The organism is Candidimonas humi (genome assembly GCF_019166065.1).
Lineage (GTDB): Bacteria > Pseudomonadota > Gammaproteobacteria > Burkholderiales > Burkholderiaceae_B > Candidimonas > Candidimonas humi.
Window position 1 is genome coordinate 39944 of sequence record NZ_JAHTBN010000007.1, and the last position, 13190, is coordinate 53133.

The 13190-nt window shown below is 56.2% G+C and carries 7 protein-coding genes and 1 pseudogene; 4 read left to right on the forward strand and 4 right to left on the reverse strand.

Annotated features, from left to right (window positions below):
- Positions 1 to 39 precede the first annotated feature (39 nt).
- The 4 genes and pseudogenes from KVP10_RS15485 to KVP10_RS15500 all read right to left on the reverse strand — a co-directional run bounded on the left by KVP10_RS15485 (position 40) and on the right by KVP10_RS15500 (position 5844).
- Positions 40 to 2514, reverse strand: a complete 2475-nt coding sequence (locus tag KVP10_RS15485; RefSeq protein ID WP_217965522.1) for a DEAD/DEAH box helicase family protein — start codon at positions 2512 to 2514, stop codon at positions 40 to 42.
- Positions 2515 to 3388: 874 nt separating this feature from the next.
- Positions 3389 to 3842 (reverse strand): annotated as a pseudogene (gene ssb, locus KVP10_RS15490) (single-stranded DNA-binding protein).
- Positions 3843 to 3905: 63 nt separating this feature from the next.
- Positions 3906 to 4715: a DUF3560 domain-containing protein gene (locus tag KVP10_RS15495; RefSeq protein WP_217965523.1), complete on the reverse strand. Its 810-nt coding sequence runs from the start codon at positions 4713 to 4715 to the stop codon at positions 3906 to 3908.
- A 595-nt stretch (positions 4716 to 5310) separates the two neighbouring features.
- Positions 5311 to 5844, reverse strand: a complete 534-nt coding sequence (locus KVP10_RS15500) for a JAB domain-containing protein (RefSeq protein ID WP_217965524.1) — start codon at positions 5842 to 5844, stop codon at positions 5311 to 5313.
- A gap of 588 nt (positions 5845 to 6432) precedes the next feature.
- On the opposite strand from KVP10_RS15500, the gene KVP10_RS15505 reads away from it, so the two are divergent.
- The 4 genes from KVP10_RS15505 to KVP10_RS15520 are packed head-to-tail and all read left to right on the forward strand — an operon-like array spanning position 6433 to position 13184.
- Positions 6433 to 7017, forward strand: coding sequence for a recombinase family protein (locus tag KVP10_RS15505; RefSeq protein ID WP_074685660.1), 585 nt, complete (start codon positions 6433 to 6435; stop codon positions 7015 to 7017).
- Between the two features lie 12 nt (positions 7018 to 7029).
- Positions 7030 to 10263 carry a DEAD/DEAH box helicase gene (locus tag KVP10_RS15510; protein WP_217965525.1) on the forward strand — a complete coding sequence of 1078 codons (3234 nt, stop codon included), beginning with the start codon at positions 7030 to 7032 and terminating at the stop codon, positions 10261 to 10263.
- A complete protein-coding gene (locus tag KVP10_RS15515; RefSeq protein WP_217965526.1) occupies positions 10260 to 11051 on the forward strand; it encodes a DUF4391 domain-containing protein in 792 nt (263 codons plus the stop codon). Before KVP10_RS15510 ends, KVP10_RS15515 begins: the two co-directional genes overlap by 4 nt.
- 9 nt (positions 11052 to 11060) lie before the next feature.
- A complete protein-coding gene (locus KVP10_RS15520) occupies positions 11061 to 13184 on the forward strand; it encodes a GmrSD restriction endonuclease domain-containing protein (protein WP_217965527.1) in 2124 nt (707 codons plus the stop codon).
- Positions 13185 to 13190: the final 6 nt, after the last annotated feature.

The window sequence follows — 13190 nt, forward strand, 5'->3', positions numbered from 1 at the left end:
TCATCAATGGCAACACCCCCTCTAGGAGCAGCCCCGATGCTACTTTGTGCCAATAGCAACAGTGCATAGGCCAACAATCTCTGCGGCATTCAATTTGTGAAAACGTAGCTGTCTTTCTACTTCCTGCGCGTCCTTGAATCCGCTTGTCGCGGCCAGCGCAATAACATAACTGCGAATTCCATCCCGTAGCTTTTGCAGGCCAGCGTCGTTGACGATCCTGATCAGTGGATTCGGAGATGCTGCGTGTTCAAAGATCGTCTTCGGGTGCACCAGGATTGGGACCTTGTTGCAAGAGCCGTCGTACTTTTCCTCAAACCAGACGATGGAGCCATTCAATTGATTGGTGTCGCGCTTCGACACCTTCTCCGCTTTTGTGGCACCGCTTTTGCACTCAATAACCAGATAGTGCAAGCCGCCCAGCGCCCAAAGGTTATCCGGTCCTTTGCCAATCTTGTCCTCAGGTCTTTCAGATCCGAAACCAAGGAACGATCCAAGGTCCTTCATTGCAGCCTCAAACATCTTGCTGCCATCTTCTCCCCAATCGAGATCGTCAAGCAGGCCATTTATCCAGATGATGAGATCGTTTCCTTCAAGAAACCTCGTCATGAAGGTTGTCGCTGCTGTCGCCTGGCCTGCAGCAGGTGCATTCAGACGATGGTATGTCACACCTGCAAGCGGTCGAAGTAACCGCGAGTTCATACTTAGCGCAGATAGCTGCAACTCCTGCGCCTTCGCCGGATCCACGAAATTAGTGTATTCCGCAAGCTGCTGTTTGAGATACCCCTTTAGATGAGGTTCTGCAGTGGCATTCACCGCAGTTTGGGCCTCTTCCGCTGCCACATCGTATCTTTTAATACGTGCCGCATCAAAAGCAGTACGTAGAACAACCTGATTCGAGTCCAGATTTCCATCTACTACCGGCGGTGCATTAATTACTGCATTGCGATCCGCACTCACCCAGTTTGCATCCTGGGTTAGGCATAGATCAAGAATTGGCATTAGGTCGGCGAGAGCTTTGCCGCGAGCTTGGCTCGCCACGCTCTTGCCCAGATTGATCTGTGCACGCGTAGCTGATGAGAACATGGCTTCAGCGCCAGGCTGGTGAAGCCGCTGAGTCAATCGTCCTCCAAGCAACAAGACTACACAGTAGTCGTCGCTTGAGCGTACGCCTCGGCCCATGCCTTGCTCTATTCGTTGGACTTGACGAATCAACTGTCGGTTAGTGCCATCGAGCATGAGCATTTCGGCACGCTCTCCTAGCCCGTAGGCCTCCGGCAATCCGTCGATCACAAGCAACTCGCATGCTTTCCCCGGTAAGTCGATTCCATCGTACTTGTTTATCAGTACAGTCAACCCGACGTGCTTCTGCTTCAGACACTCAACCCCAGCCTGAATGGTGTCTTTGTCGAGAATTTGTTGAGCGACTTTGGTCCAGAATGCCGTGCGTTTCCACGACGGCACGATCACCACTACATTTCGTTGCTTGGCAATCTCCGCTACCAGATCACGGATCGCTTCCTGAGTGTAGTCAGGGTTAATCTCTTGCGGGGCAAGAATCATGCGGTCACCTATATCACCGCCGCCCTTCGGGCGAATAGGCCTACCGACTTGTGCAGCGTCAGCCTGGAAATGACTAACCAGGATAGAGTCGTCAGCCAATGTTGCCGTCATATAGATACGGCGTTGTGCTGACGAAAAAGACGGAATCCTATCTATGGGGACGAAGTGGGGCGCGATCTCTAAGTGCCCTCCACCAAACAGGCAAGTGCACAATGGAATACAGTCGCGCAGCAGCGACCAAGACCACTCCAAATCACCGGAATTGCGGTTTGCGTGTAGCAACTCGATTACCTGCTGTTGCTTCGCCTGCCATGCCCAGAATGGCACGGTCATTACGATTGAAGGATCGGATGCTTGAACGTCCAGCAAACCCGTTGCCGACTGATTTCTCAAGTCCTCTTCGAACAATGGCAACAACCCGTCGTAGACCGGACTACCAGCTTTTGACCTAATAGAAAACTGGTCATGTACCACGCCTAAGCAAGCGTGCGCATCATCGATGACGATGCAACCGATCGGGATTTTTCGTTCGCCGACACCAAACACTGAACGAGCATTAAACAGCTTGTGGACATTGACCACCAGAATTGATTGACCAGCTAGAAATTCGGGACTGGTCTCGTCTGAGGTCGCAGCGATACCCAACGATTCGGCCTCCTTGAGAACCTGTTTTACCAGGAAGGGATCTGGTGCAACGTAAACAGCTGGTCTGACGTTTTCATTAAGAGAGCTTTGCAGGCAGAGTAGGCCAACGACTGTTTTCCCGCCACCGGTATTCATCTTGATCGTCAGATCCTTAGCGGACCTTCGCTCATGCCATGCATCTAGCACATCAGACTGCTCATCGTGTGGCCGCTTAAAGCGTGGGTCACGCCTCAAGGTGGTGAAAATCTTCCGCGGATCTGTTTGAATCGCGACTGTGCCTGCATTCAATTTTCCAAAATCCAGAACCATCGGTGCACCCTTTTTCTGTAAGTCTGAAGTTTTTCGAATAATTGTTACATGCTATATCTTGGACAATAACAGGACAGCAATTTCTGTCCACTTTTAAATTTCGAGTGAGCGGTTTAGATATCGATGACGGCCATAACTTCATCGTTTTCAGAGTCGATAAGGTTCAACAAGGGTTCAGCGGTTGTTTAGGCTATTCCCAATTGTTATGAGTGCCGAGGCGGATATCCGTTCGTTTAAATCAGGCACGGTCTGCCTGCTCAAGCAGGAATCAGCACTCCTGAAATCTTCCCGTATGCTTGGTGTCGCAAGACTGTAAAGTCCCTGCCGCCCATAGGTAATCATCATGCAGCACTTATGCTGTCGCCATGCAATCAAAGTGCATATGGAAAGCAGTCGGCGTGTAGTCGGTACGTTGCTAGCGACAGGTGTCCGTGCCGTCTACCAGAAACGAGACTACAACTGTAGCCAGATATCTATTCGATAAATCAAGCTCTTACACTGTTTTGTGGTTCTATATGTCCTGCAACGCGGCTAGCCGCCGCTTGCTCCCAATCCCTTGAAAAACAAGCGTTTTTCCTACCCCTCCAAGGGTGCGTCATGTGTGGGACGTTTAAGGCCACAAATGAGCGCAGCGAATTTGGGGGCAAACGTCCCAGCCTGGCCCCGAAAGCGGGCAGGCAGTGTCACGTGGCAGGGCCCCAGGCACAGCCTGGGAATGGTCGGCACGATAACGATACACAGCCGATAGAATCAACCCCCAACGCAGGCATAGCCAGCAAAGAGACCCATCAGGCCAAGACGCAACAAAGCCCGGACAATGCCGGGCTTTAAAACAAACCAGGCCGGAATCCCCGGCCAGGAGCCTATCAATGAATCAGAAGGGGATATCTGACGATTCATCCTCTACAGGGGCTGCAGCCTCTTTCCCCTTACCGCCTCGACTCTTGGAGCGGGCAGCAGGCTCGGCCTTGGACTCATCCGTGTGTCCATCAGGGCGACCGCCCAACATCTGCATTTGCTCGGCGATGATCTCGGTGCTGTAACGGTCGATACCGTTGTCTGCATCCTGCCATTTGCGAGTTTTGAGTCGCCCCTCCACAAAGACCGTGCGGCCCTTGCGCAGATACTCTCCCGTCACTTCAGCCAGTCGGCCGTAAAACACCACGCGATGCCATTCGGTTTCTTCGCGGCGCTCGCCACTGGCCTTATCCTTCCAATGGCTGCTCGTAGCGATGGATACCGAGCATACGGCAGCCCCCTCTGCGGTATAGCGCAGCTCGGGATCCTTGCCCAGATTACCGATCAGGGTGACAATTCAATGAAGCCATGGTAATTCTCCTTTAGGTTGAGTTCGAAGTTTCCCCAGGAGTGTTCAGTCCGGGGCGAGTGGGTTAATGCTGCGTCGGCGTGCTGTCCAGCACACGTATCACTTCTCGGGCGGCCCATTGCGCGTTGCCCGTTAGCTGTCGTACCCAAGCATTGCGCGTCGGGCTCCACCGAAAGCCCTGACGTTTGAGTACGTCGCGAATGTCCTTGGCTGGTTTTCCGTCGAACAAAAACAGGGCGTGGTTGTCTTGCGAATCCTCGCGATAGATATAGCCATTGCCACAGCGTTGCCGCTCGGGGCGATCGGCTAGCGCTTCCAGTTGCTTGATACGATCAGCCACGCGGCGCATGTTGGCGTTGTTGTTCTGTAGTTGGTACGGCGAAAACCCAACACGACCCGCAAAATCAGGGGTCATCAGTTCGGTAGCGCGCTCGCTATCCACCAGGCCCGAAGCCACCAACATAGATACACGCGTTTCGGCATCTGCTTGGGCATGGCGGCGCAAAATTGCGTTTAACTTTTTCATGACATCCTGCTTGGCCTGCAATTGCGCCAACTGGGCCTTGAGCTTCTCGATGGCACCCGGATCATCGCTAGAGACTCCGCCCTTGCCTACCGCATCGGCCTTACCTGCGTAATGCTCTGCCTGCTTCTGCAGCGCGTACGATTTTTGGTATCCCTGGTTGACCCGTTCCCGATAACGTCGGTCGGCCCGCTCAGAATGGTGGCCCACCAGAATGGGCTGCCCGAAAGGAATGGCCTGTGCCATCTCCTGCGCTTGCGCGTGGCGAGCATCCGCTTGCTGTTGTGCCTGTGCCGCGCGGGTTTCATAACGTGCTTTGCGTGCCGCTTGCTTTGCTTCATAACTGTTCATGATCTGACTCCAAATGAGGGTTGATGCCTGTTCGGCTGACCGGATCCGAAGATTCTTGAGCCGGAACGTAAATCCTCCGTGTTGGGGTCTACGTTGGTTTTCCGGTCTTGCCGCCGTCTTCCGTGAGTTCCGTCGCCGTACCGATCTGGATCACGTAGCGCCGACCAGAAAGGGGCTGGCACGGAAGCCGCAGCCCGAAACGCAGTGCAAGGACCGGGTGAGTACCAGGCGCGGAGCGCGCCCCTTGTCGAGAGAAGCGCAGTGATACACGTCGGGGCTTTAGGCGACGTAACTCACGGAAGACTGAACAGCGGCCCAGCCGAAGCGATGACCCCACACACGGCGGCCGCGCGGCGAGCGCCCCTAGCCGCGCTTTGGCGCGGCTCTCACTGGAGGTTGAAGTGGGCTTTCACGACATACGTGCCAAAGGCACTAACTAAAAGCCCGGCAGACCAAGAAGTCAGCCGGGCTATGTCTGTTGCATTGAGCCCGCCCCGCCCGAACGCTGCCAGACATTCGCCGGGGCGTGCTCAACTTTCTGGGTATTTTTGGCGCATCCAGCACGACGGTTATGCCGCCGTGCTGTGTACCCGCTTTACATTTGACCGAGCTCGGCCAACGATGTGGCGCTCGCGCCTGCCACGATAATGTGGTCCAGGAAACGCACATCGACCAAGGCCAATGCATGCTTTAGCTGTCGAGTTAAGGTCAAATCAGCCGCACTGGGCTCAAGGGTGCCACTGGGATGGTTATGCGACATGATGATTGCCGCCGCATCTAAGCGCAACGCCGCTTTTACGATTTCACGGGGGTACACGCTGGCTTGTGTCAACGTGCCGTGACTCATTTCCATATACCGAATGACTTTGCATCGGGTATTGAGATACAGCACCGCAGCAACCTCGTGCCCAACTCCCGATAACTTCGCCTGAAAATACCGTTTCACAACGCCGGGATTACTCATATCCACCTGCTCGCCGATCAACGTTTCAGCGGCAACCCGAGCCGCCGCCAGCACATCTGAATCCGTCGCGGCCTGATACTGACCCGATGTGCTGCGCACGTACAAGGTCTGTCCAGCATCCATATTGTCATAGCTCAAAGCAGCGCTATCGCTAACACGTTCCATTTTCCTGTTCCTCCAGAAACAGTTGGTTTCCCTGCTGACCGGGGCCGAAGATTCCGAGCCTGGTTGTAGGTTTTCGGCGTTCGCAGTAATACGGCTCCTGCGGCGTTGCCGCCGTTGCCGTGAGTTCGTCGCCTTGCCGTGCTGAACCGCTGGCCGAGGCTGATGAACAGGAACGTGGAATATATGGAGGGGACCCGCTTAGCGGGGAGGAAGCCGTTTATGCCGCGAAAGCCCAGGCAGCAGACACGGACGGCGGTACTGTCGGCGTTTTGGGCGGCGGGCTCAGGGCAATGGGAACAGATGGCCCGATATGCACTGATTGTGAATGCTGGCCTGCGCGGCGAGCGCCCTTACCGCCTAGTGGGCGGTCTCACTTAATACTGACTTACGCATCAACCCGTATCTGTGCTTTCAATAAAGGCTCCATGTAGTCTCACTTCCCGGTGTCAACCTGGTCGCATTTAGATATCAGCATGGCAATAAAACGGTGGTTTTCTGAACGGGGGAACACACCGCATTTTTCTATCGTGAAAAGTCGTTAACGAGTGTTAATATATCCGTCAATTTTTCAATGTCCTGATTGCGTCCATGAATCAACGTATAGGGTACGCCCGCGTATCTACCGATGATCAGCACCTAGATCTGCAGCGCGACGCGCTCATGCAGGCTGGATGCGGCGTGATCTACGAGGAAGCGGCTAGCGGCAAGAGCGCAGCACGTCCTGAGCTTGAGCAGTGTCGCAAGGCGCTGCGGGCCGGAGACACCCTGGTGGTATGGCGGTTGGATCGACTCGGGCGCAGCCTACCCGACCTTGTACATGTCGTGAACGATCTTGAGCAGCGTGGCGTCGGTTTTGAAAGTTTGACAGAAAAAATCGAAACAAGCAGTGCGGCGGGAAAGCTGATTTTCCATGTGTTTGCTGCGCTTGCCGAATTCGAGCGTGGCTTGATTCGGGAGAGAACGCATGCAGGCCTAGCTGCCGCTCGTGCCAGAGGTCGTGTCGGTGGACGCAAGCCAAAGCTGGAGGAGAAACAAGTGAGGGAGATCAAAGCCCTTTTACGCGATCCTGACATTCAGGTCTCGGAAGTGGCGCGTCGGTACGGAATCTCTCGCACCACGCTCTACAAGTATGCAGGGGTGATTAAGCCTCGCGAAAAAAATAGTCAGAAGTGAGCGAAGGCGTCCATGAAGCTAATCCAAAACACCGGAACACAGCGCGTCATCGACTTGATGAGGCCCCACCTCAAGCACGGCAACCGACTCGACTGTGTAACGCCTTCTTTTTCTCTCTACGCCTTTGCGGAAGTCCGGGAGGCGTTGTCCGCTCTGGATCGAGTCCAATTGATCGTGCCTCCAGATAACGAGGCGCTCGAACTCCTGGGCACGGAGGGCGACCGCGCTGCGCGCAATCGTCTGCAGGCACGTTGGCTGGCCAATCAGTGCGCGAAATGGATCAGTGAAAAAGTAGCGCTCCGGCGGGCATCGAGGTCGGTGCCACAGGGGGCTGCTGTCATGCGCGGCCCGGACGGGGCACCTGCACAAGTGGTTCTGGGCTCGTTTGCCTTCAGCACATCTGGCCTTGGCCTGACGCCAGGCAATCCATTGAACCTGATTCAGGCGTCAGAAACGGCCGAGGAAGCCGCGCAGCTTGCGCAATGGTTCGATCAGCAGTGGGCGGGCTTGCAAACGGCTGCTTCAATCGACTCGGATGGTCAGGGTAAAGAATACGAATCCGTTTTTGAGGCGCTGCAAGGCCTGGGTGAGCACCGCGATCCCTTCACCATCTACACCTTGATGCTGCACCGCTTGTTTCAGGACAGCGGTGACGAGATGGACGAGGAGCGCATCGTCAAGTCTGCCACCGGCATTCGCAATACCGTGGTGTGGAAGAAACTCTTCAAGTTTCAGCGCGATGGTGTAGTGGGGGCCATCGACAAGCTGAATCGCTTTGGCGGCTGCATCATTGCCGACAGCGTAGGGCTGGGCAAAACCTTCGAAGCCCTGGCCATCATCAAGTATCACGAGCTGCGCAACGACCGCGTGCTGGTGCTGGCACCCAAACGCCTGCGCGACAACTGGACGCTCTACAAGGCCAACGACAAACGCAACATCCTTGCGGCTGATCGCTTCAACTACGACGTGCTCAACCACACCGATTTGTCGCGCGATGGCGGCCTGTCGGGTGACATCGACCTGTCTCATGTGAACTGGGGCAACTACGACCTGGTGGTGATCGACGAATCACACAACTTCCGCAACAAGGCCACGCATAAGGGCAAGGAGTCGCGCTACGACCGCCTGATGCGGCGCATCATCCGTGAAGGCGTCAAAACCCGCGTGCTGATGCTCTCCGCCACACCTGTGAATAACCGCCTGGCCGATCTGCGCAACCAGATTGCCTTTGCTACAGAAGGCGACGATGCGGCCCTGATGGAACACGGCATCGCCAGCATTGAGGCCACGACCCGCAAGGCACAGGCGCAATTCAATCGCTGGCTGGCGCTGGACGAAGCGGAAAAGACCCCCGGTCGGTTAGTAGAAATGCTGGGGTTCGACTACTTCACCCTGTTGGATCATCTCACCATTGCCCGCTCCAGGCGGCATGTGGAGAAGTATTACGGCACCAGCGAGACCGGCCGCTTTCCCGACCGACTGCCGCCCATCAACATCAAGGCCGACGTGGACCTTGCGGGCGAATTTCGTGCCATCCGCGATATCAATCAGGAAATCCGTCGGCTCACGCTCGCCAGCTACGCGCCGCTGCGCTATGTGCTGCCCCACAAGCAGGCCGCCTACGACGCCAAATACAGCACCCAGGTGCGTGGTGGCGAAGGTTTTTTCCGGCAAGCCGATCGTGAGGAAAGCCTGATTCACCTGCTGCGCGTGAACGTGCTCAAACGCATGGAAAGCTGCGTTGCGGCCTTTACCCTGACCGTGCAGCGCCAGCTCAAGGATGTAGAGAGCACACTGGCACGCATCGAATCCCATGCCGAAGCAGTGGAGGAAATCGACATTGCCGACGTCGATATCGACGACCCTGCGTTTGAGGCCTTACTGGTCGGGCGCAAGGTCAAGGTGCTGCTGGGCGATGTGGATCTGATCCGCTGGAAGCAGGACCTCCTGGAAGACCGCAATCGTCTGGCGACCCTGCTGGCGGCCGCGCGCCAAGTGGATGCCGCGCGCGATGCCAAGCTGGCGGCCTTGCGCGACATGATTGCCCGCAAATGCGCCGAACCTATCAACACCCACGATGGCAAAGCCAACCGCAAGATCATTGTGTTCACCGCCTTCTCGGACACGGCGCACTATCTCTACGCCCAACTTGCCCCCTGGGCCAGGGATAAGCAGGGCATGCACGCAGCGGTCGTCACCGGCAGCGCCGGCATCCAGTCCACCTTGCCAGGTCTGCGCAAGAATATGGGAGACGTGCTCTCAGCCTTCGCGCCGCGCGCCAAGGAGCGCCCGCAAGACCTGGCCGATGAAGGCGAAATCGACTTGCTGATCGCCACCGATTGCATCTCTGAAGGGCAGAACCTGCAAGACTGCGACTGGCTGATTAACTACGACATTCACTGGAACCCGGTGCGCATTATCCAGCGTTTCGGGCGTATCGACCGCATCGGCTCGCCCAACCAGCGCATCCAGCTCGTAAACTTCTGGCCCAATATGGAGTTGGAGGAGTACATCAACCTGGAGCAGCGCGTCAGCGGCCGCATGGTGCTGCTCGATGTCTCGGCCACCGGCGAAGAAAACCTGATCGAGCAACAGTCCGGCAACGCCATGAACGATCTGGAGTACCGGCGCAAGCAACTGCTCAAGCTGCAGGACACGGTGATCGACATGGAAGACCTGTCCACCGGCGTGGCGATCACCGACCTCACCCTGACCGACTTCCGCATCGACCTCGCGCAGTACCTGAAAGCGCACCCCGGCAAGCTGGACGCCCAGCCGCTGGGGGCTTTTGCGGTCACCACCACGCTGGATGCCGACATTCCCCCTGGTGTGATCTTTTGCCTGCAAGCCTGCGGCCCGACGGCACAATCCGCCGCATCGTCCGACTATCCGCTCGCGCCGCACTACCTGGTGCATGTCGGCGATGATGGGCACGTGCTGCTGCCTTACCCGCAGGCCAAGCGCATCCTGGATCGCCTCAAGCGCCTAGTGTTGGGGCGCGAACGGCCGGATGACAGTGCCTGCGCCCGTTTCGACAAGCTAACCAAAGGCGGCGAAGACATGCGCCACGCCCAGAAGCTGCTAGCCGCCGCAGTGGCATCCGTGGCCGGCAAGCAGGAGGAGCGGGCCGTGGCCAGCCTTTTCACACCTGGCGGCACGCACGCCATGAAGGGCGAGTTCGCTGGCAGCGGTGATTTTGAGGTGGTGGCATTTCTCGTCGTGCTGCCGGAAAGGGAGGCAGCATGACGGTCATCGACGCGTACGCCGTTATCCAGGCATTGTGCCTGCCCGACAGTTGCCGGGTAGAGCAGCGCGTTCCCAAGAAACTGCTGTTGGAGAATGGCGTGCCTACGGCGTCCGATAAGCGCTTGATCACCGATGCCATTGAAGAAATCCAGTGGTTCGCCGCGCTCAAGCCCAACACCATTGGCGTGCCTGACTACCGGGACGCGCAGCGCGAGTACCTTGAGATCGCAGTACTGGTTGTAACCTTGCGGGGTACCGTCAAACCCGCCAGTTGTTCGAGACTGGCTGAACTGGTGCACCGTGCGGTGCCTTATCCGGTGCTGTTGCTGTTGGTTGAAGGACAAACGGTGGCTTTGTCCCTGGCCCACAAGCGCTGGGCGCAGAACGAAGCCAGCAAAGTGGTGCTCGACGGCAGCCTGACGTCGACCTTGCTATCCCACGCAACCGCCGATGCCGCTGCACGCTCCGAAGCCGAGCATGCCTTCGTGCAATCCCTGTCGATTGCACACCAGCCCCAGACCTCGTTGCACGCTCTCTATCAAGGCTGGATGGATTGTGTGCAGGCCCTGCAGGCTGCGCAGTGGACAGGAAACTACCGAACCACGGCAACGCCGGAGCAGGCGGTGGCGCGTCGGCAGGCATTGGCTGATTGCGAGCGGCTTGAAGACGAGATCAGCCGCCTGCGGGCACAAGGCGCGAAGGAAAGGCAGATGGCACGCCAAGTCGAAATCAATCTCCAGTTAAAAGCACTGTTGGCCGAGCGTCAGCGGATCGCTCAATATCTCTGAGGAATAGAAGTGAAGGCCACCGAAACCAACCTGCTCAAGTTCTTGAAGAAATCTCCGCAGTTTGTCATTCCCATCTATCAGCGCAATTACTCCTGGACGGAAGCCCAATGCCAACAGCTGTGGTCAGATTTGCTGAGGTCGGGTCGTGACGAGCAGATTAATGGCCATTTCATCGGTTCCATCGTTTATGTGGAGCGAGGTCTGTCCACCGTCACTACTCAGGAAGCGCTGCTGGTCATCGACGGACAACAACGCCTTACCACGTGCACCTTGTTGATTGCAGCACTGGCCAAGCACTTTGAGGCCAATCAGCTGCCTGAACTGCTGGACAGTTTCTCCGCGCGAAAGCTGCACAATTACTATCTGCTCAATCCTGAAGAGGACGGCGAGCGCCACTACAAACTCATTCTGTCGGAAACTGATAAGAAGACGTTGTTGGCCATTATCAAGTCCGCACCGATGCCTGCGGAGATCAGTACCCGCATAGAGCAGAATTACACGCTCTTTCAGGCGCTGATAAACAAGCATCAGGATGAGCTCAAAGCCATCTGCCAAGGGTTGGCCAAATTGCTCATCGTCGAAGTGTCGCTCGATCGCACTCAGGATAATCCTCAGCTCATCTTCGAGAGCATGAATTCTACCGGCCTTGAGCTCAGCCAGGCCGATCTGATTCGCAACTACATCCTGATGGGATTGGAGCCAAAGCTCCAGACTGAGCTTTATCAGAGTTACTGGCGGCCGATGGAAAAATCGTTCGGCCAGAAGGCCTACGTGACGCACTTCGATCCCTTTATGCGTCACTATCTCACAGCCAAAACAGGTGAGATTCCCAACGTGCGCGAAGTGTATGCTGCCTTTAAGGCTTTCGCTCGCGCCAGCCAGCTTGATACTACTGCGCTTGTTGCTGATATCCACGCCTATGCCAGTTACTACTGCGCCATGGCGCTTGGTGCGGAAACGGAGTCGAAACTAAAAGAGGCTTTTCACGATCTGCGTGAGCTGAAGGTAGACGTAGCCTATCCCTTCCTGCTTGATGTCTATCACGACTATAAACAAGCACGCTTGGCTGCGGACGAATTGGTGAGCATTGTTCGCTTAGTTGAAAGCTACGTGTTTCGCCGCGCCATCTGCGCCATTCCCACCAACTCGCTGAACAAGACCTTTCCAGGTCTGAGCCGGACACTGAAAAAAGACCGTTATCTGGAAAGTGTGCGGGCAGCGTTCCTGTTGTTGCCGTCCTATCGCCGCTTCCCAGGCGATGAGGAGTTTCAGCGCGAACTCAAACAACGCGACCTGTACAACTTCCGCAGCCGTAGCTATTGGTTGCGTCGTCTCGAAAACCACGGGCGCAAGGAACGCATCGTGGTTGAGGACTACACCATCGAGCACATTTTGCCGCAGAACGAAGTACTGTCATCAGCGTGGCAGGCTGAACTCGGCCCCGATTGGAAACAGACTCAGCAGCAGTATTTGCACACCTTGGGAAATCTCACTTTGACGGGATATAACAGCGAGTATAGCGACTATCCATTTGCCTACAAGCGCGACCAGGTCATTAATGCCGATGGCAAGAAAATTGGCTTCAAGTACAGCGCCCTCAACATCAACGAAGGGTTGGGAGAGGTGGAAAAGTGGGATGCAGCAGCTATCCAAACACGCGCCGAACGCCTTGCTAGAGACGCCGCCAAAGTATGGGCTGCACCGCAATTGGATAGCAGTGTTCTTGATGCCTATCGCCCTTCGGCAACCAACGCAGGGCAGCACTACAGCATCGACGATCATCCGCACCTGACCAGCGGCACCATTCGCACACTGTTTGAAGCCTTGCGCAAAGAAGTTCTGGAGTTGGATCCGTGCATCTACGAGGAATACCTCAAGCTCTACGTCGCCTATAAGGCAGAGACAAACTTCGTGGATGTTGTCCCTCAGGCCAGGCGCTTGCGCCTGTCACTGAACATGCCATTCAGCGAGATTGATGACCCCAAAGGGCTGTGCACCGATGTCACTAACCTTGGTCGTTGGGGCAATGGCGACGTGGAAGTCGGCTTGTCCAACCCAGATGAACTTCCCTACGTTATGGGCCTGATTCGCCAGTCTTTTGATCGTCAGATGGGCGATCCGCAGGATGCCTGATGCCAA